The organism is Yinghuangia aomiensis (genome assembly GCF_039542225.1).
Taxonomy (GTDB): Bacteria; Actinomycetota; Actinomycetes; order Streptomycetales; family Streptomycetaceae; genus Yinghuangia; species Yinghuangia aomiensis.
In genome coordinates this window covers 49,288-75,709 of record NZ_BAABHS010000020.1, presented here as the reverse complement: position 1 = coordinate 75,709, position 26,422 = coordinate 49,288, and the positions used below count along the sequence as shown (strand labels likewise).

General features: G+C 67.2%; 18 protein-coding genes and 2 pseudogenes. 10 read left to right on the top strand and 10 right to left on the bottom strand.

What is annotated here, in order from left to right; genetic code table 11:
• Positions 1–6: 6 nt before the first annotated feature.
• The 3 genes from ABEA93_RS26175 to ABEA93_RS26165 are packed head-to-tail and all read right to left on the bottom strand — an operon-like array spanning position 7 to position 4,248.
• Entirely contained in the window at positions 7–804 is a 798-nt protein-coding gene (locus tag ABEA93_RS26175; protein WP_345678229.1) for an SDR family oxidoreductase, read from the bottom strand.
• A gap of 57 nt (positions 805–861) precedes the next feature.
• Entirely contained in the window at positions 862–2,085 is a 1,224-nt protein-coding gene (locus tag ABEA93_RS26170) for a 2-oxo acid dehydrogenase subunit E2 (RefSeq protein ID WP_345678228.1), read from the bottom strand.
• 18 nt (positions 2,086–2,103) lie between these two features.
• Positions 2,104–4,248, bottom strand: coding sequence for an alpha-ketoacid dehydrogenase subunit alpha/beta (locus ABEA93_RS26165; protein WP_345678227.1), 2,145 nt, complete (start codon positions 4,246–4,248; stop codon positions 2,104–2,106).
• Positions 4,249–4,437: 189 nt separating this feature from the next.
• On the opposite strand from ABEA93_RS26165, the gene ABEA93_RS26160 reads away from it, so the two are divergent.
• The 3 genes from ABEA93_RS26160 to ABEA93_RS26150 all read left to right on the top strand — a co-directional run bounded on the left by ABEA93_RS26160 (position 4,438) and on the right by ABEA93_RS26150 (position 10,605).
• Positions 4,438–5,226, top strand: coding sequence for an IclR family transcriptional regulator (locus ABEA93_RS26160; protein WP_345678226.1), 789 nt, complete (start codon positions 4,438–4,440; stop codon positions 5,224–5,226).
• A gap of 78 nt (positions 5,227–5,304) precedes the next feature.
• Positions 5,305–7,686 carry a SpoIIE family protein phosphatase gene (locus tag ABEA93_RS26155; protein WP_345678225.1) on the top strand — a complete coding sequence of 794 codons (2,382 nt, stop codon included), beginning with the start codon at positions 5,305–5,307 and terminating at the stop codon, positions 7,684–7,686.
• 222 nt (positions 7,687–7,908) lie between these two features.
• Positions 7,909–10,605, top strand: coding sequence for a family 78 glycoside hydrolase catalytic domain (locus ABEA93_RS26150; protein ID WP_345678224.1), 2,697 nt, complete (start codon positions 7,909–7,911; stop codon positions 10,603–10,605).
• Between the two features lie 786 nt (positions 10,606–11,391).
• On the opposite strand, the gene ABEA93_RS26145 is transcribed toward ABEA93_RS26150, so the two are convergent.
• Together ABEA93_RS26145 and ABEA93_RS26140 are read right to left on the bottom strand one after the other, a co-directional pair.
• Positions 11,392–11,649: a hypothetical protein gene (locus ABEA93_RS26145; RefSeq protein ID WP_345678223.1), complete on the bottom strand. Its 258-nt coding sequence runs from the start codon at positions 11,647–11,649 to the stop codon at positions 11,392–11,394.
• 429 nt (positions 11,650–12,078) lie between these two features.
• Positions 12,079–12,883: pseudogene (locus ABEA93_RS26140) on the bottom strand (IS5 family transposase); the annotation flags it as partial.
• Between ABEA93_RS26140 and ABEA93_RS26135 the strand changes: the two are divergent.
• From ABEA93_RS26135 to ABEA93_RS42185, 3 genes and pseudogenes are all read left to right on the top strand, one after another.
• A pseudogene (locus ABEA93_RS26135) lies at positions 12,882–13,723 on the top strand (helix-turn-helix domain-containing protein); the annotation flags it as partial. The pseudogenes ABEA93_RS26140 and ABEA93_RS26135 sit on opposite strands and share 2 nt — an antisense overlap.
• A gap of 142 nt (positions 13,724–13,865) precedes the next feature.
• Positions 13,866–14,393, top strand: coding sequence for a GNAT family N-acetyltransferase (locus ABEA93_RS26130; protein ID WP_345678222.1), 528 nt, complete (start codon positions 13,866–13,868; stop codon positions 14,391–14,393).
• 146 nt (positions 14,394–14,539) lie between these two features.
• Positions 14,540–14,794, top strand: a complete 255-nt coding sequence (locus tag ABEA93_RS42185; RefSeq protein ID WP_425585104.1) for a transposase — start codon at positions 14,540–14,542, stop codon at positions 14,792–14,794.
• Positions 14,795–15,280: 486 nt separating this feature from the next.
• On the opposite strand, the gene ABEA93_RS26120 is transcribed toward ABEA93_RS42185, so the two are convergent.
• Both ABEA93_RS26120 and ABEA93_RS26115 read right to left on the bottom strand, forming a co-directional pair.
• Positions 15,281–16,315, bottom strand: coding sequence for a hypothetical protein (locus ABEA93_RS26120; protein ID WP_345678221.1), 1,035 nt, complete (start codon positions 16,313–16,315; stop codon positions 15,281–15,283).
• Between the two features lie 1,040 nt (positions 16,316–17,355).
• Positions 17,356–18,474: a carboxylate-amine ligase gene (locus tag ABEA93_RS26115; RefSeq protein ID WP_345678220.1), complete on the bottom strand. Its 1,119-nt coding sequence runs from the start codon at positions 18,472–18,474 to the stop codon at positions 17,356–17,358.
• Positions 18,475–19,418: 944 nt separating this feature from the next.
• Between ABEA93_RS26115 and ABEA93_RS26110 the strand changes: the two genes are divergently transcribed.
• A complete protein-coding gene (locus ABEA93_RS26110; protein WP_345678219.1) occupies positions 19,419–19,838 on the top strand; it encodes a hypothetical protein in 420 nt (139 codons plus the stop codon).
• A gap of 141 nt (positions 19,839–19,979) precedes the next feature.
• Entirely contained in the window at positions 19,980–20,747 is a 768-nt protein-coding gene (locus ABEA93_RS26105; RefSeq protein WP_345678218.1) for an enoyl-CoA hydratase/isomerase family protein, read from the top strand.
• Here ABEA93_RS26105 and ABEA93_RS26100 read toward each other — a convergent pair.
• From ABEA93_RS26100 to ABEA93_RS26090, 3 genes are all read right to left on the bottom strand, one after another.
• On the bottom strand, positions 20,716–22,191 hold the full coding sequence (locus ABEA93_RS26100) for a cytochrome P450 (RefSeq protein WP_345678217.1): 1,476 nt from the start codon (positions 22,189–22,191) through the stop codon (positions 20,716–20,718). The two genes, ABEA93_RS26105 and ABEA93_RS26100, sit on opposite strands and share 32 nt — an antisense overlap.
• 344 nt (positions 22,192–22,535) lie before the next feature.
• On the bottom strand, positions 22,536–22,820 hold the full coding sequence (locus tag ABEA93_RS26095; RefSeq protein WP_345678216.1) for a hypothetical protein: 285 nt from the start codon (positions 22,818–22,820) through the stop codon (positions 22,536–22,538).
• A 618-nt stretch (positions 22,821–23,438) separates the two neighbouring features.
• Positions 23,439–23,981, bottom strand: coding sequence for a YceI family protein (locus ABEA93_RS26090; RefSeq protein ID WP_345678215.1), 543 nt, complete (start codon positions 23,979–23,981; stop codon positions 23,439–23,441).
• A 303-nt stretch (positions 23,982–24,284) separates the two neighbouring features.
• Here ABEA93_RS26090 and ABEA93_RS26085 point away from each other — a divergent pair, with 303 nt between their 5' ends.
• Together ABEA93_RS26085 and ABEA93_RS26080 are read left to right on the top strand one after the other, a co-directional pair.
• Positions 24,285–25,175, top strand: coding sequence for a LysR family transcriptional regulator (locus ABEA93_RS26085; RefSeq protein ID WP_345678214.1), 891 nt, complete (start codon positions 24,285–24,287; stop codon positions 25,173–25,175).
• 255 nt (positions 25,176–25,430) lie between these two features.
• Positions 25,431–26,186, top strand: coding sequence for a GNAT family N-acetyltransferase (locus tag ABEA93_RS26080; protein ID WP_345678213.1), 756 nt, complete (start codon positions 25,431–25,433; stop codon positions 26,184–26,186).
• Positions 26,187–26,422: the final 236 nt, after the last annotated feature.

Genomic DNA, 26,422 nt, shown 5'->3' with positions numbered 1-26,422 from the left:
CGCGCGTCAGAATCGTCCGACACCGGCCGCGTTGCGCGGGAGCTGGTCCCGCGCAACCGCCGCTTGGTATCCGCCGTCGGCGAAGATGACCTGACCGGTGACGAAGCGGTTCGCCGGCCCGGTGAGCCACACGATCAACTCCGCGATGTCCCGCGGCTCCCCCACCCCGTTGAACGGCTGCGGTGACGTGGCCAGGACAGCCGCTCGCTGCTCCGCCGTACCCAGGTAGTACTCCGACATCGGCGAGCGAACCATCCCCGGGGCGACCGCATTGAGGGCGATGCCGGCGCCTGCCCACTCCGGCGTGGTCGCCGCTTGCTGCGTCCACGTGGCGATGGCCCTCTTGGACGCGGCATACGCCACGGGCCCCGATCCGGCGCAGGAGGCGACCGCCGCTTCCTCCGCGCCTTCCAGGCACAGCTGAGTGGTGACGTCGTTCGCGCTCAACAGGGCGATGGATGCCAGCACGACGGCCCGCGGCTCCGTACCCGCGGCGAGCAGCGGCCGCAGGCCGGTCAACGTCGCCTGGGCACCGAAGTAGTTGACGCGGATCACGCGCTCGGGCGGGTGTTGTCCGCCTCCCACTCCTGCGCTGACCACCAGGCCGTCCAGGACGCCGCCACAACGTTCCGCGATCTCGGAGACCATGCGGTCGCGATCGCCTGCCTGCTCGAGATCGACGATGACGTCGGCGTCCGTGCGGTCGATCCCGATCACATGGTGCCCGGCGGCTATGAGCAGCTGGGAAGTCGCGGCACCGAGTCCGGACGCGCTTCCGCTGACGGCGTACGTTCGTTGTGGCACTGTGCGGTTCCCCTCTGGTTGGCAGATGTCGAGTCTTCGGAACGGCCGCGGCACCTCTCACACGAGGATGCGCACCGGGTCTTCGACGAGCGCGGTGAAGCACGCCAGCCAACGGGCGGCGGGAGCACCGTCGACAGCGCGGTGGTCCACCGAAAGCGTGCACGTCATCACCTTCGCGGCGACTACCGCACCCGAGACGGCAATTGGCGCCTCACGGGTGGCGCCGACCGCGAGGATCGCGGCCTGCGGCGGATTGATGATCGCCGCGAAAGCGGGGACGCCGTGCATGCCGAGATTGCTGATCGTGAACCCTCCGCCGGCGTACTCGTGCGGTCGGAGCTTGCCGGCTCGGGCACGGGAGGCGAGGTCGGCGATCTCGGCGTGGAGTGTGGAAATCGGCTTGGTCTCAGCACTGTGCACCACGGGTGTGAGGAGCCCGTCACCGGTGTCCACCGCTACTGCGATGTCGGCGTGCTCGTGCCGGATCATGGCGTCGGGCGTCCAAGCGACGTTGACCTCGGGTACCTCGGTCAATGCCAAGGCCGCCGCGCGGACGACGAAGTCGTTGACGGAGATCCTTTGCCCGTCGCGGGATGCTTGGTTGACTCGGTCCCGCAGTTCGAGCAACGGGTCGACCCGCAGGTCGGCGGTGAGGTAGAAGTGCGGGACCGTGGTCTTGCTCTCGGTCAAGCGCGCGGCGATGGTACGGCGGGTCCGCGTATGCGGTACACGTCGCGGGTCCGTCCGATCATCGTCGATCGCGGGCGGTGGCGATGCCTGGGGCAGCGGCCCGCGGGGCTCTGCCCCGACGTCGCCCGCCGCGGGCGTCCGTACCGAGAGAAGGCCCTCGACGTCTCGTCGGACCACACGTCCGCCGGGCCCGCTGCCGAGGACTCCGGTCAGGTCGAGGCCGTGGTCGCGCGCGAGTCGGCGTACGAGAGGACTGACGAACTGCCTGGGCCGGGAGGGATCCGGCGAAGGTGCCGCGTCGCCCGAGCGCGGCGTTTCGCCGTTTTCGTCGGCCCCGTTGAGCAGGGCTTCGACGTCCGGAACCTCGTCGGCGCTGTCCAGCAGCACCGCGAGCGGCGCGCCGACCTCGACCTCCCGACCCGCAGGGAGCAAGTGGGTACCGACAACGCCGGGGTGCTCGGCCGGAAGACCGACGGTGGCTTTGTCGGTCTCGAGTTCGGCGATCTCGTCACCGGCGACGAACGCGTCGCCGGGCTGAAGGATCCAAGCGAGCAAGGTCGCATGCCCCGTCCCGGCCGCGATCTCGGGCATGCGCAGCAGTCTGGCCATTCAGTGCCCCCCTGAGTCGCGAACGGCCGCCAGAAGAGCCGCGCTGATCTCCTCGACCCCGGCGTGGGCTGCTCGCTCGAGCACGCGGGAGATGCTCGGCGCGGATTCGGCACCGGTCACCCGCCGGATCGGTTGATCGAGCCAGTCGAAGCAGCGGCGGTGCAGCTCGTCGGCCAGCCATCCCCCGTAGGAGGTGCCGCGGGAACCCTGTTCGACGATCATCACGTTGCCGGTCTTGCGTACGCTCGCCTCGATCGTCTGCCAGTCGATGCTGGCCCGGTCGAGCCAACGCAGGTCGATGACCTCCGCGTCGATGCCGGTCGCGGTCACTGCTTCGATCGACCAGGCCACCATGGCCAGGTACGTCAGCACCGTGACCTGGCTGCCCGTGCGGCGGACCGCCGCACTGCCGATGGGGATCCGGTAGTCGAAATCGTCCTGCGGCACGAGGCCCGACACGGGATACAGGTCCGAGTGCTCGATCACCAGCACCGGGTCGTTCGAAGCGAGCGCGGTGTTCATGAGGCCGATGTAGTCGAAGGGCGTCGACGGCGCGACGATGCGCCATCCCGGGTTCGTCGCGAAAATGCCCGCGGGATCCATCGAATGCTGCGAACCGTAGCCGGTCCCGATGGCGACCTTGGTGCGCAGGACGAGCGGGACGTCGGTGCCTCCCCCGAACATGTGCCGTGCCTTGCCGACTTGGTTGAATGCCTGGTCCGCGGCGACCCACACGAAGTCCGGGTACATGAATTCGACGACGGGTCTGAAGCGCCCGTCGGTGGCCATCCCTCCGGCGAGGCCGAGGAACGCGTTCTCGCTGATGGGGGTGCCGAGGACGCGGTCGGGGAAACGCTCGGCGAGCCCGCGCGTGGCACCGTTGGTACCGCCCTTGAGGCGGTGGACATCCTCGCCGAGCACCACGACGGATGGATCGGTCTCCATACGCCGTTCCACCACGCGGGCGACCACGTCGACGAAACGGCGTTCGGTCATGGGGTGCGGGAACGAGTCGGCTTCCTCGTACCGCGAATCGGCGAACTCGGCGAGGTCGCTGCGGATTCCGACGTCGACGAAGTCCCGCCGGGGCCACAGGTCCGGCCGTACCCGGCGTTTTCCCTCGCGCCCGCCGGGTTCCTCTTCGGTCAACTCGGCGACCGCCGAGGCCATGGCCTGCTCGGCAGCCGCTCGCAGGTTGTCGAGGTCGTCCTGATCGACGAGTTCGCGGCGCTGCAAGTGGTGCGAGATCAATGCCAAGGGGTCACGCGCACGCCACGCTGCTTCTTCCTCCTTGCCTCGATAGCCGAAGGCTGATCCGGGGAAGGGGCCGTTTTGGTGGAAGAACCGGTAGACCTCGGCCTCGATCACGGTCGGGCCGTTTCCGGCGCGCATGTGGGCGAGTGCCTCGGTCATGGCCAGGTGCACGGCCAGAGGATCCATGCCGTCGACGCGCCAGCTCGGGATTCCGAAGCCGGGCCCGCGCCCGGAGAGGCGCGACTCGCCGGTGACTTCCGCAACGCTTGTCGACACCGCGTAGCCGTTGTTCTCGATGAAGAAGCAGAGCGGCAGCTTCCAGGCGGCGGCCAGGTTCATCGTTTCCAGGACCGAGCCGATGTTGACCGCGCCGTCGCCGAAGTAGCTGACCACGACGTTTTCTGTGCCGGCGTGCCGGTGCGCCCAGGCCGCGCCGGCGGCGGGTGGGACTCCGCCGCCGACGATGGCGTTCGTGCCGAGCGCCCCGGCCTCGGCCCAGCGCAGATGCATCGATCCGCCCCGTCCGTTGCAGAACCCCTGGGCCAAGCCGAGGATTTCGGCGAGCGTCCGGCGCATCAGCACGCGGACGCGGTCGTCCAATGGAGCGACCGGGTCAATCCCCTCGGGCACGAGGTGGGCCAGTGACTTGGCGAGGAACTGGTGGTGGCCTCGATGCGAGCCGTTGACCAGGTCGGCGGATTCCAATCCGATGATCGACCCCGCGGCCGCGCCCTCCTGGCCGATGCTCGAATGCGCGGGACCGTGCACGAGCCCCTTGGCGGCAAGATCCAGGACCGTCTCCTCGAAGGAGCGGACCAGCTGGATCTGGCTCAGCAACGAGCGCAGCAGCCGGGGGTCGGCGGCATCCCAGTCCGCATCGGAGACGGTCAACTCCGTCCAGGGAACAGCCGCTGTCAATGGATGCTCGACGGGCACCGTCCACCTCCATTCGTAGGTGGCCGCGACCCTATGCAGGCGTCGGCCCACGGTCTCCGAGTCAGGCCGGGACGTCCCATCGGACAGCTCAGATGTGTCCGCATCGTGGTAAGTTGCGCCCCCATTCACCGAGGAGGCGGAAATATGGGCTCAGCCGACTCCGGCATCCGCGTTGTCCGCAAAGCAGGTGCGCTGCTCGATGTGCTCGCCCAACGCGGTCCCCTTTCCGTGGCCCAACTTGCCGACGCCACCGGCGAGCCTCGAACGACCGTGTATCGGCTGCTCGCGTCATTGCGGCAACTCGGCTGGGTGACGGATGGGCCACGGAGAGGCAGCTATGCGTTGGACATCGGTCTGCTTCCGCTGGGCCGGGCAGCCGCAGGGCAGTCGCGGACACGTGCGTGCGCGCTGCCGGTCATGCGCGCGTTGCGGGAGGAAACCGGGTTGACCGTGTATCTGACGGTCCCGCGTGGGACGCGGGCCGTTTGTGTGGAGCGGATCGACGGCCGAACGCTGCAGAACTTCGGGCTGCTGCTCGGCGGCACCCTCCCCTTGCACGCCGGCGCGGGACCGCGTGTGCTCCTCGCCTTCGGCGACACGGAGCTGCGGGGGCGGTGGCGCCGGAGCGTCGAACAGCGTGGCGAGGCACGGTCGCTGACCGCGCTGACACCGGTGAGCACTCGCGACATCGAGGATCTGCTGCAGAAGGTGGTCCTCAACGGGTATGCGGTCAGCACCGAGGACAACGTGCCGGGCCTCGCGGCGATCGGTGCACCTATCTTCGACGCGGACCACGGATGCCTCGCCGCACTCTCGATCAGCGGCAGGCGCGACGATCTACTCCATCCCGATCGCCGGCACGCCTTCGTCACCGCCGTTGTGCGCTCGGCACAGCGGATCAGTGAGCGAGTGGGGAACAAGTCGATCCCCTGACCGGTATATATGGTGGTAAGAGGTATCTAATCGGTGTATACAGGAGCCCACACAAGCGTCCTCCCCCTGGAGGCCGACGTGGCGGAAAGACCCACCGAACAGCGCGACGAGAGCGGACCGGCTGAATCCGACGGCGGTGCCTCGTCGGCGGCTCGCGCACGAACCGATGCGCTGCGCTTGGCGCTGGTCTCCTCGGCCGGGGCGCGTGGTCAGGCAGAGATCCTTGCCTCCTCCCTGCAGCAGGCCGTCGCCGGGCTGTGCGGTGTGGGCGGGCTGGTCCACTTGACCGGGCGTGCCCGTCAAGGCTTGAAGCTGGCGGCGACCGACCTCCCGAGCGACCTCACCGAGCAGTGGGACTCCATCGACGTGGCTTCGGACAGCGCGCCCGCACGCGCCGTCCGCGAAAACCGCGTCGCATGGTCGCCGCCCGTCTCCCCCACGTCCGCCGATTCCGGATGCGAAGACCTGGGGGTCCTTGCCGCGCCGATTTCGCTTGACGGTGCACCGATCGGCGCGGTCTCCGTCCTGCTCGACGACCTACCCGCCGCCGACAGGCAGCAGTTCCTCACGGCACTGGCAGATCTGACGGGTGACGGGCTACGCGAGACAGGCGTTCCGGCCGACGCCGTCACAAGGCCGTCCGATCGCACCGATGGGGGCCGGAAGGCGGCACAAGTGGCCGCCGTCCACGAGCATCGCGTGGCAAAGCTGAACGCGGCGCTGGTCCGGGCGCTCAGCACCAGCGACGTCGTCGGCGCAATCCGCCGCCATGTCCTGCCCCTGTTCGAAGCGGGAGGCGTGCTGGTCATAGACGACACCGGGCCGGTACCGCGCCTGGTCGGACATATCGGGTACTCCCAAGTGTTCCTCCAGAGCGTCTCCCCCCGAGCACCGGCCGTGCCCGCTGACGCGGCCGCTGCGGGCGACGCGGTCCGGCCACCGTTCTTGTCGACCCTCGACGACTTGGCCCTGTGCTCGGATGTCGAGCTGGCAGCCTTCACAGACTTCATCGCTGTTCACACCCCCCGGTTCTACTCGTCTCTCATGGAGGTCGAGAACGAGTGGCCCGCCATGCGGTCGCTCATCCGCCGCAGCGGCAAGAAATCCTGGGCGGTACTGCCGTTGGCCGTGGGGGTCCATCGGGTCGGATGTTGTGTCATCGGTTGGACCGAAGCCTACGAATTCACCGAATCCGACCGCTCCCTGCTTACGGAGCTGGCCGGCTTCATCGCCCAAGCCCTGGGCAACGCACGCCTGTACGAGGAGGCGCGCAATCGCGCGCAACGCCTCCAGCAAGAACTGCTTCCTGGCACCCTGCCCGACCTCGGCCCGCTGCGGGCCGCGGGACGCTACCACGCTTCCGCCGGGCAGGAAGTCGGCGGCGACTGGTACGACGCCGTTCCCCTGCCGAGTGGCAGGGTCCTGGCGATCGTCGGGGACGTGACCGGCCACGGTTTGGAACAAGCGATCACGATGGGCATCATCCGCCATGCGGCGCTGGCCATCGCGGCACTCGACCTGCCCGTCGAAGAGCTCATGGCCCATCTCAACGACGTCGTGGGGCGCCTTTCGAGCCCGGCAGACGACCCCGCGATTTCCGCAGTATGCCTGGCCGCGGTGCTCGATCCAGCAGACGGTACTTGCAGCCTGGTCAGCGCGGGGCATCCCGGGCCGATCCTGATCCGCCCCGGAAGGGACCCCGAGCTTGTGCCAATTCCCGCGGGCCGGCCCCTGGGTGACGCGGCGACGCCCCCGGCTGTCACCAAGATCCCCCTCGCAGAGGATGCCGTGCTCATTCTGTACACCGATGGCCTGTGGAGCGGCCACGCCCCGGATACCGCAGCCCTCACTTCGGCGATCGCCTCGTACACGGAGCCCATAGGCTTCCCTGTCGCAGACGGGCAGCGCGGAGCCTGGCTCGACGGCTTGTGCGATGCGATCACGACGGTGTGCACACGGGATCCCGGTCAGGAGAAGGACGCCGCGCTGCTGGCCGTGTACGCCGCACGTGTGCCTTCCGACCGCATTGCCGCATGGGACCTCGTCTGGGCTCCGGAATCCGCAAGTCAGGCGCGGTCCCTGACTGCCGATCAGCTCGCCACGTGGCGCCTGGACGACTGCGTCGACGCCGCGGTCCTCATCGTCAGCGAACTGTTCGGCAACACGGTCCGGCACGCGATCGGGCTCGGCGGGGACGTCGCGGCCGAGGATGCCGGTGTCATCCGACTCCGGCTCCTCCACCTCGGCGACAGCCTTGTGCTGGAGGTCTACGACGGCTCGGAAGCCACACCCCGGGTCCGTCATCCGGGGTTCGAGGACGAGTTCGGGCGCGGGTTGCAGCTCGTCGCAATGTCCGCCGACAGATGGGGTGCCCGCTACGCCGAGGGCGGGAAGTGCATCTGGGCGACGCTGGAGACGCGCACTGCGGAGGAGACAAGGACAAGCCTGGCCTTCCACTGACCGGGACGACACCACAGCTCCCCTCCGCTGGACCGTGCGTCGGTGCGCATTTGCCCACGCATCGACGCCAAAAGTGCCACGATGCGGACACAAAACGCCTGCACAGTGGGAATCTCCGTCTCCTCGGTACCGCGGTGCGGGACGACGGACGCAATCTGGACCAGCCAAATCGCACGGCCGAATACGAACGGGAAGTGAGGGGGCGTGGGCACGATCAAGGGCGTGGACACGAAAGCCGGCGGCAGTCCGACACACCTTCGCGTCGACCATCTGACGACGGCGCTGGGGGTGACGACGCGGAATCCCCGGCTCAGCTGGCGCCTTCCGGACGGCGCACGCGCCCAAGCCGCGTACCGCCTCCGCGGCGACATGGGCGGCATCCCGTGGGATACCGGCAAGGTCGTATCCGATCAGACCTTGTTCGTCCCCTATGGCGGGCCGCCGCTCACTTCACGGCAGATCGTGACCTGGCAGGTCAAGGTCTGGACCGAGACCGGCGAGAGCACGTGGTCACCATGCGGTGAGTGGGAAACCGGCCTGCTCGAACCTGACGACTGGACCGCGTCGTGGATACGCCCCGACGAGTCCGGCTCCGTCCCGTCGGCCGGCTCACGACCCGCCTATCGGCTCCGTGGCGAGGCGATGATCGACCGCCCGGTATCCCGTGCCCGGATCTACGCGACCGCGCACGGCGTGTACGAACTGTTCCTCAACGGCGTCCGCGTCGGAGACCAGGAACTGACGCCGGGCATCACTGTGTACGGGACCCGCCTGCACGTACAGACGTATGACGTCACCGACTTGGTCGGCACCGGGCCGCTGACCCTCACCGCGGTGCTCAGCGACGGCTGGTTCCGTGGCAGGACCTCCTACCACCGCCTCTCCGACGGGTTCGGTGACAGGACGGCGTTCCTCGCGCAACTCCACGTGGACCACGACGACGGGACAACGTCGCTTCTCGGCACCGGGCCGGAATGGCGCTCCGCAATCGGGCCGATCACCGCCGCAGACCTCTTCGACGGCCAGGAGGTCGACTTCCGTGTCGAGGAAATGCCCTGGTCCCGGGTGGCGGTTGCCGAACCCACGGGAGCGAGCCTCGTGTCGTCGCCCGCACCCTTGGTGCGGTGCCTGGAGGAACTACGTCCCGTGGCGATCACCAGGCTCGCACCGGACAGTCAGATCATCGACTTCGGGCAGAACATCCACGGCAGGATCCGACTGTCCGTACCCGGTCCACGGGATGCCTCCCTGCTCCTGACCCACGCCGAGGCTGTCACCCCCTCGGGAGACGTGGACACCGCCAGCGCCCGGGTGGGACTGCCCTGGTACCAGCCGTCACGCGGGGTGCAAGGCGACCGCGTGATCTCCGCGGGCCGACCGCGGGACGTCTTCGAACCGCGCCACACACGGCACGGTTTCCGGTATGTGCGCGTCCAGGGAGAAGCCGAAGACATCACCCCCGACGCCGTCACGGCCGTCGTCATCGGCTCCGACCTGCCTCGCGTCGGCTGGTTCCGATGCAGCGACAAACGGGTCAACCGGCTGCACGAGATCGCCTTCTGGACCTTCCGGAACCAGGAGTGCGACATTCCGCAGACCGAGATCAGCCGGGAATGCGCGGGGTGGACCGACTGGGGATTCAACCTCCCGGCCGCGCGGCTGCTGCACGACGTTTCCGGGCTGACGGTCAAATGGCTCCGGGATCTCGCTGCCGACCAATGGCCGGACGGGAGGATACGCAACTACTCACCCGACCCGCTCGGCCCCGCAAGCCTCACCGCCCGCTTTGCCATCCCGCACGGCCAAGCCGGCTGGGGAGACGCAGCGGTCGAAGTGCCGTGGGAAATGTGGCGCGCGTACGGCGACGAGCAGGTCCTCGCAGAGCAGTTCGCCTCCATGACCGCGTGGGTCGACTACGTCGCCCGCACCGCCCGCGAACTACGGCACCCGGCGCAAGCGGCACGACGCCCGCAAGCCGCCGCGCACGAGCAGTTTGTCTGGGACACCGGATTCCACTTCGGCGAACACCTCGAACCACGGACGGGTCACGCGGACGGCGTCGCCCCCGACTTCACGGTTGTCGACGACTACGACGCGTTCATGGCCGAGTTCGTCGAGAGGAACCGGGCGAAAGAGCACGCCGTGTTCTCCACCGCGTACTTCTACCGCTCGGCAGACCTCGTCGCCCGGGCCGCCGGAATACTCGGCCGGCTCGACGACGAGAAGAAGTACCGCCTGCTCGCGGAGAACGTACGTGCCGCCTGGCAAAAGGAGTTCACCGGGCCGGACGGCGTACCGACCGTCGACACCCAGGCCACGCTGGTCAGGGCATTGGCCTTCGGCCTGGTATCCGAGGAGGCCCGGGACACTGTCGCGAAACGGCTGACCGAGCTTATTCGTGCCGCCGACACCCACCCCGGCACCGGGTTGCCCTCAACGCCCCTGCTGCTGCCGACGCTCGCCGCCACCGGCCAGACCGCGCTCGCCTACGAGTTGTTGCTGCAGGACACCTCGCCGTCCTGGCTGACGGTCATCGAGCGGGGCGGCACGACGTTCTGGGAAGAGTGGGACGGAATCGCCGCCGACGGCTCCACGCACCAAGCACTCAGCCTGCCCACCCGCGCCACCGTCGTGGAGTTCCTGTACGCACACGTGTCAGGCATCCAACTCATCGACGACTTCCCTGCCTACCGCCGGTTCCGCATCGCACCGGAACCGGGTGGCGGTCTCACTTGGGCGGAAGCGAGGTTCGACTCCCCGTACGGGCGGATCGAGTCTTCGTGGCGCATCGTCCCGGGCAGCTTCTCGCTCACGGTAACGGTGCCTCCGGGCACATCCGCGGAGATCCGGCTGCCCGACGGCACCCACCACGAGGCCGGGCCTGGCACCACCACGTTCGCCTGCCGTGTCGAACGCTGAGCCCACCCACAGCCCCTCCGACAGAAGCCACCAAGCAGCGCAAAGTCACCGGTGTCTCCAGCGGCCTGTGCTCATGATTGCCATGTGGCACGGCCTTGTCACAGCTGACCCTCACCCGGCTCCCGGATAATTCTGGAGATCTGCGACGGCATCGGCACCCCCGAACCGCTCCCCGTCGGAGACCCGTCGCCGTCCGTTGTCAATCTGTCATCATGCCGGGACGTATTGACCCGGACCACGGCTGGCATTGTCACCAGGGCACTGTCGACGATCCGCCCCGCCTCGCACGACATCTGTCCGTCATCGGCCGGAGCGCGACCGGATGACCTGGAGCCCGCTGTCGATAGAAGCATCGGACCACGGTCAACGCGGGCCCCACGAATACTTCCGGGAACAGGCAAACGCCGGTGACGGTCTGGACAAGAGCCATTCGTGCTGTTGTCTTCGTCCCCGATGTCGCCCATGGCAGCAGAGTCCGGTAATGCCGGCGAGGGGATGCAGCTCAGGGTTGTGGTTTCGTCGCCAGCCGCCGTGGTGATGCCACTGTCGTGGCTCGGTCGCGTGGTCGCCGCTGAGGCGTGGTCGGTAGCGACGTCGGTCTACCTCCGGCCGCAGTAGCACTCGCGCGGCTGCGGTCACCAGGCTGTCCGGTGCGTGAACTGTCTGACGGCCCAACCACCTTGGGATAACGACCGCATTCCTTGTCGGTGCGATCTTGAGGGTAGACCCTTGGGCTCTGCAAACAGGGGCGAGATCACGATGATTGCAACTCGGAACCAATCAGAGTCAGCCTTTGCCCAACCCCCACGACCGTAAAGAATGTTTGCTGGCTTCAAGATTAGACTTCGCTAGGTCGCATGCTGCCGCGTGAGCTCGGATCGCGTCCTCCATCTGCCGAAGCTTATCGGCGGCGGTGCGCTTCCTGTCGGCATCACCTTTTTCTGCAATCTTACGCGCCTCCTCTTCCCGTTCTTCCTGTTCCTTCGGCGAAATTGGCGGCGGTGGGAACCAGTTGGAGAAAAACCCGTCTCCTTGCTTCACCATAGTGAGATTGTCGCACGTGGCGAACGCACAGCACTACCCCGCGCCGTTGGGGCCGGACTGCCGAGTCCTGCAAGCAGGGTGCCTGTTACGTGGTCGTGCGGCAGTGGCTGGGGCACACGGCCGGTCTGCGCCGGGCTACTCTGATCGCGGTATCGCCCCATGTGGACTGCGGTTTACCTCGGTCCGGAACGGGCGTCCGCGCTACACGATGCGTGGTATCCGCCGACAGGTGTGGGAAGACGCCGCCAGTTGAGGCCTGCTTGTGTCCTGGCCGCTCAGGTGGCGGGCCATGGTGAGCGTTGCATGCTGGCACCGCAAGCAGACAGCCCCGCAAATCCACCTCCACCTGAGCCGCGAGACATGGCCGCTCCTGGCCCCGGTAATGCGCACTGCCGAGTTGGCCATCTCGCTAGGCACCTTAGACCGTGACGTGGTGTGGCCTCGTATCCGTTTGAAGCCGATGAGCGCTGCTGCGAGGGTGGTGAACGCCAGGGCGAGGTCGGATCGGCGTTCGTAGCGGATGGTGAGGCGGCGGTATCCGGTGAGCCAGGACATGGTGCGTTCGATGATCCATCGGTGCCGGCGGAGCCTTGCGAGGTGTCGATGCCTTTGCGGGCGACCCGCACGCCGATGCTCCGACTGCGCAACCATCTGCGCAGTGGCGGCTGGTCATAGGCCTTGTCCGCATGCAGCTTCCCGGGCTTCCATGGCCGTCCGCGGTGCGGGTCGTGTTTAGCCAGGAGCGTTTCGACCAGCGGCTTCAGGGCGTTGCAGTCATGGCAGTTCGCGGCGGACCCGACGACGCGCGGCAGTCCGGCGCGGTCGGACAGGCCGTGCAGCTTGGAGCCGGGCTTGCCCCGGTCAACCGGGCTCGGACCGGCGAGCTCGCCCCCATTTCGCGCGCACGCGCGCCCTGTCGACCGGGACCGGGACAAGTCCACCAGCCCCCCGTCCGCCAGGAGCTCACGCAGCCTGCGGTGCGGCTGGTCCCACAACCCGGCATGCGTCCAGATCGTGAAGCGGCGGCGCACCGTCGACTTCGACGCCGCGAAACACGGCGGCAGATGCCGCACCACGCACACCCCGTCGTCAACACGTACACGAGGGCGGTGAACACTGTCTTGTCATCGATGTTCCGCGTCCCACCGCCCCGCAGACGCACCCGCTCCGGCGGCAACAACGGCCGCACTATGTGCCACAGACCATGAGGAACAAGTCGTCCTGGACCAAAGATTCCGCCGGTGGTGTTGTCCGATGCTCAGCGGGTGGTGCTTGAGGGCTGGGTGCGTCGCCGCACGACGGCCCAGGCGTTGGCCCTGCGGTCGCGGATCGTGTTGGAGTGCGCCGACGGGCACTCGCTCCTGGAGGTGTCCCGGCGGCTCGGAGTTGCCGCGGACACCGTCCGGACCTGGCGGCGGCGGTTCCTCGAACGAGGCCCGGACGGGCTTGCCGACGAGCCGCGGCCGGGAGTCCCCCGGACGATCACCGACGCCGACGTCGAGCGGGTGATCGTGAAGACGTTGGAGGAGAAGCCGGCGAACGCGACGCACTGGTCGACGCGTTCGATGGCGGCGGCGACCGGGATGTCCCAGTCGGCGGTCTCAAGGATCTGGCGGGCGTTCGCGCTGGCGCGGTACCGGTCCGAGACGTTCAAGCTGGCCACGGGCCCGTTCTTCGTGGACAAGGTCCGCGACGTCGTCAGCCGCCGCCACCGCACGACCGAGTTCAGGAAGTTCCTGACCAAGCTCGACAAGGAGGTCCCCGCCGGGTTCGAGGTCTGATCCTGGACAACTACGCCACCCACAAGACCCCCGCGGTCAAGAACTGGCTGCTGGCGCATCCGCGGTTCCACCTGCACTTCACCCCGACCGGGTCGTCCTGGCTGAACCTGGTCGAGCGCTGGTTCGCCGAGCTCACGCAGAAGAAGCTCAAACGCGGCGTCCACCGCTCCGTCCAAGCCCTCGAACGCGACATCCGCACCTGGCTCGCCGACTGGAACGACCACCCACGGCCCTTCACCTGGACCAAAACAGCCGACGACATCCTCGACAAAGTCGCCCACTACTGCCGACGACGACTCAGGTCACTAGTGCCAATCTGGTTGAGGGCTGTAGAGCACGGGACGCTTGGACAACTCCTACCGCAGAGGGCGTTCAACGTCCCACGGATGTACGCCCGGCCGTTCGGAGACCCAGGAGAGAGACGAGTACTGCCTTATGAAGATCCTGCGAGCCGGCGAAGCTCACTTGGCCGCCATCGCGGCATTGGCAAGGTCGCGTAGCCTCAGCCAACTCGAGGACGCGACGGCGCGCCGCGAGGGTTTTCTGGTCTCCGGATACGACGAACACGTCTACCGTGCTCGGCTGTCCGCAGCCGAGCACTTCCATGTAGCGATGGAGAACGGCACCGTCATCGGGTTCGTCCTGGCTTACAGCAACCTCCACTTCGACGCCGACGAATGGCTCAATCATCACGTCGCGAAGGAACTTGGCCAGATCTTGGTCGTCAAGCAGGTGTGCGTGTCCCGCGGCGCCGCCGACAGCGGCGTGGGTTCACGGCTCTACCGCTACATCCTCGATCGATGGACCACGACGCCCGTCGTCGCTGCTGTGGTCGCAGAACCGAACAACGAAGCCTCCGCCGCATTCCACACCAAGCACGGCTTCACCATCATGCTCAGCCTCAGGCCACAGGACGGCCGGCTTCGAAACGTGTGGGTGAGACCACGGCCGACAGCTCCTTGAGCGCACCTTGGTCGACGGACAGACCACCGACACTGGCAGTACCCGACAAGAACCGCCTGCCGGCGTGGGAACTCGTCGCTGATTCATGGGGAGTTCGGCGTGGGGCAGGATCGTTCCTGACGCGGCTGGTGGTCGTGGAGTCGTAGCTGCCGCCCGCGAGGGTCCGCCCACTGGGCGGTGGCAGGGCGAACATCGACGACGAGGCGGTGTTCGACGCGATTGGGTGCGTGCTGACGACCGGGCGTGTGTGGCATCATCTGCCGCGGTGTCTCAGCGCGTCGGAGTCGACGGTGCATCGCCGGTTCCGGATCTGGTCGGACGCCGGTCTGTGGGGCCGACTGCACCTCCGGTTGCGTAAACTCCACGCGGAAGCCGGGCCGGTGAACCTGTCCCAGTCCTAGTCGACACAGCCCATGTCTGTAGAGAAAGGGGGCGAACTTGCCGGTCCGAATCCTGTGGACCGGGGCAAGCTCGGTTCCAGACTGCACAACCCGTCCAACCGCGTCGGACTGCGGCTCGTTGTCGGTGTCTCAACTGGCAGCTGCCGTGACAACAGATGCCTGAGGCCGCTGGTCGAAGCGCTCTTGAACAGCAAGACCGGCACCGAGGAAGACCATGGAGGCGCGGAACTGCTTGCGGGCAGAGCCTGGAACAATCCGTCGCTGCGGCGGATCGGCGTGCTGAACGCCCGCAAGAGGTCTCAACACCCCCTGGGCGACTCGGCCAACATCGCTGGATCGTCAAACGCACGATGCCCTGGCTGACCGGCTACCGCCGCCTGACCCTCCGCTACGAATGCCGATCCGATCTGTTCTGGTCCTCGCCGCCCTTGCCTCAGCCTTTATCTGCTTCAAACGGCTGCCGTGTCATAGCAGCTAGGACGCGGTCTAAATGATGTCTACATCCGGATCGGTTCGCCCGCCGCCGCGCCCCAACCCGACCCAGGTGGGCAATATCGACAGGGCGTCCCGCTCGGCCTGGGGCAGCAGGTTGACGCCGTGGACGACGGGATTGAGTTCCGGAGCGGCACGGCCAGGCCGCCAAGGATGGCCGAAGCCTGAGGCGACGGCAATCATGGCGGCCCGGTGGCGGAGGTCTTCCCAGGCTTCCAGTTTCCGCCCTGTGCCAGGGTCGGTCTCCGAGTAGAGCGCGTCCAGTGAGCGGTACAGGTTCCAGACCTGGAGATCGAGAGCCGCCCATCGGTGCGCGTCCATGGGCACGGCGTACTCCCAGATCTCCTTGGCCTCCTCCGGCGCGGCGCTTCCGTAGCCGACGGTAAGGCGAGCGCCCTCCGGCCACCGCTCGGTTTCTTTGTGGGCGTACCGACCGATCGGCTCAAGCGCGTCTGGGACGTTCATCTCCGCTGAGAAGAGCAATTGCCCGTGGACCGTCTTCGACCCGGATTCGGCCTGCGACTTGATCCAGCGGGCCGCCCTTCCCTCAACGGCGTTCGCGGCATTCATGATCACCGTGTCCGTCCGAGGCGCGGCCGCTTTGGACAACGCCTTCTCCGGCGGGGCCACTTGCTTGACCTCTGGCGGGGCCGCATGGAACAGCAGAGCGTGCATCTTCTCATGGAGGAGAACCGGCGTGCCGCCATACGCTCCTCCGCCGAGGATATGGCGCTGCTGATGGTCCCACTGCAACGCTTCAAGCAGAGTGCTCCTCCGGCCCGAGCCAAAAAAGTAGGGATTGAGCACTATTCGACCTTCATGGGTGGTCTTGGCGTACACGGTCTCGGTTTTCTTGGCGGGAAAATCATCGGGATTGCCCAGGCGCAGGTCGGTGTATCCCGAACCGGGCAGAATCATTTCGCCGTGCAAGAGGGTGATTGCTTGTTCCTTTGCGGACAGCAGATCCATGCCTTCGAAATCGACCAGGCACAGGTGGTGGTAGCGCTCCCTGCCATGGGATTCGTTCACGGCTACCGTAGCGTGGTGTTCCACAAATGCGGTGGACGAGGCATGGATTATTGCACGGACGAACGGATTGTCCGGCGTCACCCCCGGAGAATCAGGGTCGTACGGGAGGAGCGGCGTCGCCTCAGCCGCCGGAACGTCTCCGACCACAAAAGCGGCCGTGTCCGGCCCTGATGCCGGCACCGTCCGCCCCGCGGCAATCCAGGGGTTGGGAGCTGCTGGCTCGACCTGCTTCCTTCCGACAACCCGGCGCATTCGCCTCAGGGCACGGCGAAGCCACCCCGGTTCGTGGTCCACTGCCGCCAAGCCCTCACCTTCGGAATCAACCGTCCACAGGCCGACGGCTGCCCATTGAACCAGGGGCCCGATGGGCACAACATCCACGCACGGCAGGTATCGGGAACCAGAACCGTGCTGCGTACCAGCAGCACAGCCACCGGGTCCAGGAAGGCGACAGCACTACACGCCACATGTCGCGCAACGAAGTGTTTTTAAGCAACACTCAAGATCCGTGCATCGGTTCGACAATGCCGGAAACAGGCGAGGGCGTAGGTGAAGCGCCGGTGCACCGCCGACTTCGAGGCCCCGAAACACGGCGGCAGGCGCCACCGCGTACGCCCGTCGTCACCACCTACACGATCGCCGCTGTGTACTTCCGCAAGATGGATTCCGGGCTGCCTCGGTTGCGGACCAACGACGGCGGCTTCCCATCACGTTTCCGGCTATCCCCCGCGCGGGGCCAATAGCGCCGAACTCGCGCTCAGCTTGGCACTCGATGGACCATCCCCGCGTACGGGGCCAAGTGTTACGACGTGCACCTTGCGGTGCGAGAAGACACCGCACATCCATGACACCGACACCCCTGACTGGCAAGCCCCGGTTTGGAACCACGCCCCGGCTGCATCTCCGTGCGGCAACCGCTCCCCGCAACGCTCGGGACGCTGGCTGCATGGTGGTGCGCGCGAACGACAATGGTCTCGACACCTGCAAGCCGGACCCAGGTCGCCGTCGGCATCGGCGCAGACAGGGCCGACGCGCGCACATCAGCCCAAAGGCTTCGGTTCTGCCGAAAAGGCTGAGGTGCGCTGCCCCTTGGTCGTAGCCATGAGTGCCTCTACCAGCGTGGTCAGTCCCAGGCGGCGACCGATGGTCCGCTGGCGCCTGGCCGACGAGCCCGCAGCCAACAGGGCATCAGAAACGGCGCGGACCCGGTCGAGGTCACCGAACTCGGCCAATTCAACCCCGACGGTGCCGATGAGACCCTCGACCATGGCGTGCGCGGATCCCGCGACCATCGTGAATGGATCGACGAGGGTTCCCTCCAACCCCGAGCGGGCGGCCCGCCAGCTCGCGGCGCGCAGCCATGGGCCGGGAATATCCGGTGGCCGTTCGCCGGTGGACGCCCGGCGGCAAGCGTGGACCACGAGCGCTCGGAAGAGCGCGGCGATCATTACGGCCGTGGACACGTCCGGAACGGCGTCGCAGGCGCGCAGCTCCAGAGTCGGCAGGTGAGCGGACAGGCGAACGTCGTAGTACAACATGCGGCGGTCGAGAATGGTTCCGGACCGGACGAGCGCATCGGCGGTCAGGTCGTACTCGTCTGCCGACGCGAAGTACGGCGCGGGGCCGGCACTGGGCAAACGGTTCAAAACCAAAGTCCGCCAGCTCGCGTAACCGGTCTCCTGTCCGAGCCAGTACGGCGACCCGGCTGTCAGGGCGGTCAGCGCCGGAACCCAGGGGTTGATCCAGGCGAGGGCCCGCGCGGCGAGGTCGCGGTCCTCCACGCCGACATGAACGTGCAGACCACAGACCTGCAGTTCGTGGAACAGTTTTGCGTAAGTATGCTCGATCCGCATGTACCGGCTGCCATCCGCCCGAACCGGGTCTTCGACCCGCATGAGCGGCGCGGTACCGGACGCGATGACCCCGCACCCCTCTTCCGCTGCGGCGGCGGCCAAAGTCGTCCGCGCCGTCACCAGGTCCTGCTGCAGCGCAGCCATTTCCGTATGCGGGAGCGTCCGGGACTCGATCATGGCCTTCATCGCCTCGGCGGAGAACGCGGAGCCGGGCAGGCGCTCGAGTATCCGGGGACCGAAGGGCGCCAGATCACGCATCTTCAGGTCGACGATATGAAACTCCTCTTCCACACCAACTGTCGTCAAGGCACCACCTTCTGTCGAGTCGGTCGGGCCCGCGCGAAAGGACAGTTGCCAGGCCCGTGCCAAGTTCGCTCCTCGTTTCGTCGGTTGTCAACGCTCCTATCCGCTGCGCGCAGGAAGCCGGACACAGTTGCTGTGCCCGTCTGGCTCGTTGTCAACTGCCATACACAGAAAGGACGTTCTTCCAGTTACCCAAATCCGCGCATCGCACGGGTCAAGGCATCGCCCAGACTTCGTAAGGCGCAGCAATGCCACCGGCGAGGACCATTGGACGATCGAGTCGGGGAGTCCGTGCCGCCGGGTTGCGCCGTCTGGTTCACAACGCCGGCGTCGGGCGCGGGCTCGTGAGCTTTGGAACCGGATCATGCCTCGGGGAGTCCCAAGGACACCGACGGCAGCTCGAAGACTGCCACATGGCGCCCTGGACGAATCCGCAACGTTCGGGAACGCTGCCCGCCAACGACACGGAAAGCAGCAGCACTGCGTCGCCGTCCGAGTCCGCAACACCCACCGGTTCGGCGAAGACACCACCGGCGCCGAGCGCAAATGACCACCGGCTACGGACATTTGGGAATAAGTACGCCGCGTGATGGGATGCGAAATGGTCGGGCGCTCGTCATGGCCGTTGCCACCTTCGCTGTTGGCCTATTTCCGATGTCACAATCCGGCGGGCTGTCTCGTCGAGTGAGTGCGGGGGCGCGAGTAGGGAGCCGACAGACCACGTTCCCAGGGAACGTGCCCGACGACGTGCACCGGCGGTCGTCGTGCGGTCCGTCGACAAGTCCGCAGTCAGTACCTGGTCGTCGTGCCGTCCTCGGATTCCTGTCGCGGTCCGCCTGAACTTGCTTTGCATTGACGGACACCGTCGTTTTGCAGCTCAGGCGGCTGCTCCTCCGACATGCCCCATTGATGCAGGTCACCGGGGCCGCTCCCCTGAAAGGAATCCCATGCGCAAGCAAGCATTCGCTCTTGGCGCAGCCACCCTCGCCGGCGCCGCCGTCTTTTCCAGCGCCACCTCGGCGTCTGCGACGGGCACTTTCAACCAGAGCCGCACGTCGTTCATCACCAGCACCCCTGCAACCACCGACGGAAGCTGCACGTCCACGCTGAGGTGGACGATTCCCGGGGGCACGTACTATTGGCGCACGTCCAACAATGGCGGTTCCCCGTGGGTAACGGACAGGTCCATCACGCTGGGTGCTGACGACTATTACGCCAAGGTTTGCCTGGCATACCTCAAGCCCGGCGTCTACGAACAATGGGCCACGCTGGACCCCATAAACCACACCAGCTGGGGCACAGCCACACTGAAGTTCAGCCTCACTGTCCAAACCGGCACTTGGGCCTGGGGCCAGGAACTCTCCTAGCAGCGCGACCTCACGGCCACGGGCGGCTCCACGGGAGGAGCCGCCCGTGGCCGCAAATGCATCGCCCTCATCGCCGTGCAATACGGCCGCTCTTCGCCGAATCCACATCCCAGGTGACCCGCACGAGGGAGCAGACGCCCGATGCAGGCCGAGCACGCGCTGAGCGAGTACAGGAAGACCGCGGTCCATGCGGACGCCACAACGTGGCGCATTACCCTGGACGACCCGGCCACCGGGAACCTGATCGACGAGCAGATGCTGGACGAGCTGCTGCACGCACTCGACCGTGCCCGAGCGGAACGCCGCGTCCGTGCACTGGTGTTCTCCGGTTCGGGTCCCGACTTCTGCCTAGGCGGATCGCGCGACGAGCTGACCCAGCCGACCCCTGGCAACGACCCGGGCTTCGACCAACGGCGCATCGGCGACAAAGCACGACGCCTGTGCGACGCAATCGCCTCACACCCCGCAGTAACGATTGCTCGCATCCACGGGCGCGCGCACGGCGCCGGCTTCGCCCTCGCGCTGCACTGCGACCTGCGGGTGGGGACTCCCGATGCCGTGTTCCGCCTGCCCGAGCTCGCGTTCGGGTTGCCCGCGGCGTGGGGCGGTGCGATGGCGCGGCTTGTCGGCGAGATCGGCGCGGCCCGCACGCGCGAGCTTCTTCTGACGGGCCAGGCCGTGGACGCCGTGACGGCGGAACGGCTTTCCGTGCTGCACCGGGTGGTGTCGGAGGAAACGCTGGACAAGGCGGTGGAACGGTGGGTCCGACCGATCGTCCGGTGCTCGCCGCACGCGCTGTACACGACCAAAGCGATGCTGGGCGCGTACAGCGCGGCGAACCGGTTGGCAGATATGGGCCTGCTCGACGCGGCACTGCTTACGACGTCCTTGAAGGACCGCAGGGACTGAACGACACGCTCGCCGATGTGCAGGCCTGACTGGTCACTGGGCTACCAAAGCCACAGCGATCGGGAAGCGGTTCGACCCGGCTTCCCCGCGTGCTCTCGGGTCCCTGTCGTGCTGCCCCGCCGTCTCCGTCGGGCGCCCAGGCCAGCCGTAGTTCGAGCATGCGCCGGAACGCCAGGCGCGGCTCCCAACGCACCGCGTCGGCACCGTCGAGGCGTAGCGGGGCCCGCCGCTCCAGCAGGGCCTCCAGCACGCAAGCCGCCTCAAGGCGCGCAAAAGATGCCCCTACGCAGTAGTGAAAGCCCCCGCCGAACGACACGTTCCGCCCGCGCCGCGAGATGTCGAACCTGTCGGCATCCGGTGTCATGGTGGGGTCGTGGTTCGCACATGCGGGCAGTGTGTGCACGAGCTGGCCCTTCGCAATACGCACTCCCGACAGAATCGTGTCCTCCCGCGCAACCCGGCTCACCACATGGATCGACGGGTCGTACCGCAATACCTCTTCGACGGCGTCCGGCACACGAGCCCTGTCCGCGGCAGCCAGGGCCAGCTGCTCCGGATGACGCAGCATAGACCAGACGGTTGTCGACAGCAAGGTGGATGCCGTCTCAAGCGACGCGGTCGCGATAAAGTTGGCGAGACACGAAACGACTTCGTCGGCTTTGGCGCGATCGCCGAGTGCGAGCGCGTCCCAGGTACGCAGCCACGACGACACGAGATCGGCTCCCGGCCGGCGCCGCCGCTCCGCGACGAGGCCTTCGAAATACTCGCGTAGTTCCGCGGCTGCGGTGCCTGCATCCGCCGTCTGCCTTTCGGTAGGCAAGAGCTCCTGGGCGTACATGTACCGATGGGTGAGTGCCTGTACCTGCTCCGATCCCTCTTTGGGCAGCCCCAGCCACTCCGACAGAGCCATGGCCGGAAGCCGTTCGCTGACCATCTCCGAGAAGTCGGCGACACCGTCATTCCGTGCGGCGTGCAAGAAGTCGTCGACGAGTTGTCCGGCCGTGCGACGCACATGAGGGCGCATGGCCGCGACCGTCGGGCGATCGAAGATGTTGCCTATCGACCGGCGCTGGCGGGTGTGCTCGGGTGGATTGAGCGCGGTGAGGGTCCGGGCTATCTCATGCGCTGCGGGATTCGCCCACCGGCTGCTGCTCCCCTGCCCCGCACGCCATTCCTCGTCCAGAGCGCCCCAGGCCGGATCGCGCAACACGTGGTTCACCGTACGGAACCTCGTGACGAAGTAGGCACCCCACGGCGCGGGAACGACATCGCCGAGGGCACGCAGTTCGGCGTAGACGGGGAACGGATCGGCTTGCCCTTCCGCGGAGCGGAGCCGGGACAGGGCACGAACGACGGTGCGACGGTCGGGTGTGGCCGGTTCTGCCGTGGGCAGCTCTGTGGCGACAGGCTGCATGTTCGAGCAGTTCGAATGCTGGAAGGTCACGTGTAGGCTCCCTGTTCGCAGCCCCCGCACCCACTCGACGAGACAGCGCAGCAGTGCGTGACATCGCGGCCGTTGGCGAATCCTTTCCGCGACGGCGTATCGCGGCTGCGTGAGCGAAGTAGCTCGGCTTGACGCTGACCACGGTCGACCGTCCCAGGACGCGGTCGGGTTCATCGTCCTGCCCCGCCCTTGGGTCATCGGGACAAGCCTGGCCCGGCTCTTGCGAGCCCGCCGGCACGCGCAGGACTACGAACAGCGGATCCGACACGTCGAATCGTTGCTGACGTGGGCTGCGACATCCCTGATGACTGCCGCAACACCGCCCGGATATCCCGTCCGATTGCTCAGTCAGGCCGCCTGTGCGGCGTGATGATGCGCCGTCCCGTTACGACCCGCTGCCGTTGGCTGGTTCGCGCCTCCACCTCGCCCGGCGGCCGTTCCGCGAAGGCGAGGAGTGCCTCAGCTTCGTTGTCGACGTCGTCCTCGGTGTTGTACAGGCGGAACGACGTGGGGACTCCGCCGCCGCTGACGGAGGCGCGGATTCCGGCCGGGCGGAAAGCTTCGTCGGCGCCGACCGCCTCGAGGACGATGATGGCGGTGTTTCCGGGTGGGCGGCCGAGCCGGGCCACGAGGCGGTTGGCCCGGGCGACGTTGTGCTCGTGGATACACTCGATGCCGATCTCGTGGAGGAGTTCGAGGACCGGGGGCGGCGCCCGGCCACGCGATCCACGCGGGCGATGTGTCGAGCCGTCGTGCGTCGTCCGTGAGCCGCAACGGAGCGCAGTAGAACGCCGTCGGCCGGTCCGCGGCGGCGAACCAATCTGTTGCGACGGGCACGAAGCGGTCGCGCACGTCCGGTGCCAGATACGCGTACGCGCTGCCGCGCGGGCTCATCAGCCACTTGCAGCGGCTCGCGACGAGGACGTCGTACCGGGACGCATCGACGGGCAACCATCCCACCGACTGTGTTCCATGGGCGACGACCAGTGCGCCGTGGGCACGTGCGGCGGCGACGCTACGTGCCTCGTCCGCGACCGACCCATCCGCGGACTGCGCCAAGGGGGCGGAAGGGGAATTGGATCGAGGGGTGCCACAACGAGGTGGCATTGTCGGCGCGCGGCTGTCTGCGGCCGCTTTGCCTGGCCTTCGCCGTCTGGGTGGATGAAGACGCCTCCACCCGGTCCTTCCGCAATGCCCGCGCTACGTCGAACCCGGCCCCCTGTCCGTGTCCGTCACGCCGCGACATGTCATGCGCGCCGGACCACGACAACGTCGAACTCCACCGCCACGTCACGCGCGACCATCCCGGCGGCGGCGATCCACTGGACACGCCAGTTCTTGCGGTTGATCACGGCTTGGCCCGTGAACCTGATGCGGATATCGCCCTGCTCGTCAGGCTCGATATCGACCTGGTTCAGAGCAAGCGTGACCCGCCCGGTCACACCGCGAATGGTCAGATCGCCGGCGAGTTCGAAGTCTCGCGCGCCGATCTGCCGCGTGCTGGTCGAACGGAAACTGATGTCTGGGTGGGCACTCTGGTCGAGGAATTTGCCGCGCACCAGCTTGTCGCGCAGCCCGTTGTGGGTACGGACACTCCTGGCCCGGATGGCCAGGGAGACAGCGGAGGCCGACGGATCACCGCCGTCCAAGCTCACGCCGCCCGCGAACTCCTCGAAGTAGCCGCGCACCTTGGGACCGACAGTGTGCCGGGCCACGAAGCCGATCCGGCTGCTGGCGGTGTCGAGCGCGTAGTCGCCGGTCAGCTCGTCGCGCGTGATGGCGTCGGTCATGCCTGGTGCTCCTGGCCTTGGTGAAGGTTGTTCGCCGGTTTGGCTGCCGGGCGTCGTGGGTGGGCGCTCAGGTTCGCAGGAGGCAAGCAACCGTGCGGTGCCCCGGGTCGCCGCGCCATACATAGAGCGCCCATGGCCGAGACCCGGACCATCGCTGATGCACTGGCGAGGACCCTGGGTGGGCCTTTTTGTCCCGTCACCTGTCACCGTTCGCCTGCTCGTCACTGATCTATCGAGCATCGAGGCAAGTCTCGCCGAGAACAATGTAGAGTCCGCAGTGGCTTTCATAACCTGGGAGTTATCGTGGAGCTACGCGACATCGAAATCTTCCTGACCCTGGCGGAGGAGCTGCACTTCAGCCGCACCGCCGAACGGCTCAACGTGTCCCAGGCGCGGGTTAGTCAGGCCATCCGCGCCCAGGAGCGACGTCTCGGCGTCACTCTGTTCGACCGGACCAGTCGACGTGTGGCCCTGACTCCCGTCGGGCGGCGCCTGCGCGAAGACCTGCAGCAGGCTCTCGACCTGCTTCATGCCGGGCTCGCCCGCGCCGAAGCCGCCGGCTCCAGAGTGAACCGCGCCTTGAGGGTCGGTGTCTTCGGCCATGCCGCCTACGAACTGCGTTTCCTCGTTGATGCGTTCCGCGTCCACTACCCCGGCGGCGACATCCGGTTCGCCGAGATCGTGGGCAGCAATGCATTCACTGCCCTGCGGGCCGACGAACACGACGTGCAGGTGCTCTGGTTGCCCGTCGTCGAACCGGACCTCACGGTCGGTCCCACCGTGCTTACCGGTGGTCGCGTGCTGGCCGTGTCGGCGGACCATCCGCTGGCTCGGCGCGGCAGCGCGACTTTGGAGGACCTGGCTGACAACCGCGTCGTCGACTTGGGGCCAGGGATCCCCGAGTACTGGGTCTCGTCCATGATTCCGTTGCGTACGCCCCTCGGGCGCCGCATCCCACGCGGGCCCACGGCGCAGACCTTCCACGAGATCCTCTCGCTGGTCGCTTCCGGACAGTGCGTCCATCCGCTCGGCGAGATCGCCGCACGCTACAACAAGCCGCCGGGCGTCGTGTTCCTACCACTCCGCGACGCGCCCGACCTCGCATGGGCATTGACGTGGCGCTCCGGGGTCGACAACCCCGCTATTCGCGCGCTCGCCGAGACTGCCGCGGCTCTTGGCCCCATCCTGTTGTGAACGGTCATCAGCCCCTGCTGTGACGTTCTCGCGGCCACGGGATGACTGACATCGAGAACATCGGCCTGTTGCCGCGTCCGGGCGCGCTTGCGGCGCGAGTGGCTCGCGTTTCCTGGCCGGTCGCGGGGCGGACCTAGCGCTTCGACATAGATTGACGCGCAATGGCAGACATGGTCACCGCGGGCCTGAGGATCCGACATGGAGTCGACGAGTTTGATGCAGCCGCCAGACCTGATCATTCGAGAGCTTCACACGTTGGACGAATTCGCAGACATGTACGTCCTCTTCAACCGAGTGTGGCAACCCGAACCGGGTGAGGAGCCGGTTGTCGTCGCACAGTTGCACGCGTTGGCGCACACGGAGAACTACGTCGTGGGGGCGTACCTCGGGAATGCGATGGTGGGCGCGTCGGTCGCGTTCTTCGGAGCGCCGATCGGCGAGGTACTGCACTCACACGTCACGGCGACGATCGTGGACGGTGGGGTCGGATTCGCGCTCAAGCAGCACCAGCGCACATGGGCCGTCGAACGCGGGTTGAGTCGGATCACGTGGACCTATGACCCACTGATCCGGCGCAACACGTACTTCAACATGGTGAAGTTGGGAGCGCGACCGGAAGGCTACCGGGTCAACTTCTACGGGAACGTCGACGACGCGGTCAACCAGCACGACGAGACCGACCGCCTTCTCATGAACTGGTGCCTGACCGGCCCAAAGGCATCGGCTGCCGCACTCGGCGTCCCGATCTTGCGCACGGCCCCGGGGGACGCGCAAGTCGCGATCGCGGCGGTCGGCGACCTCCCACTGGTCCGCCCGACGGACGCCGCCACCGTTCTGGTGGACATTCCCGACGACATCGCCGCCTTGCGGGTGCGCAACCCCTCAGCGGCTCGGGAATGGCGCCACGCGGTGCGGGATGTCCTCGGTGGCCTCCTCGCGGACGGAGCGACCATCACCGGTTTCGACCCGATGGCGGGCTTCATCGTCCAGCGGCATACAACGCGTTCGTGAACGCAACCGGCCTTCCGCCTGGGCTCTGACAGCTGGGCGGCCGGGCCCATCACCGCCACCACCGCGATCACCAAACCTCGGCGTCTTTACGGCCGTAAAGTTCTACATGTGCTGCGTCATCGATTGAACGGCATCACTGTCGCGAGTCGGCGACTTTACGGCCGTAAAGATCGGCCCTGGACCTGAGACCGCGGCCATAGCCAGCCCTGACGTACAGCCCGCTCGCACCGCAGACT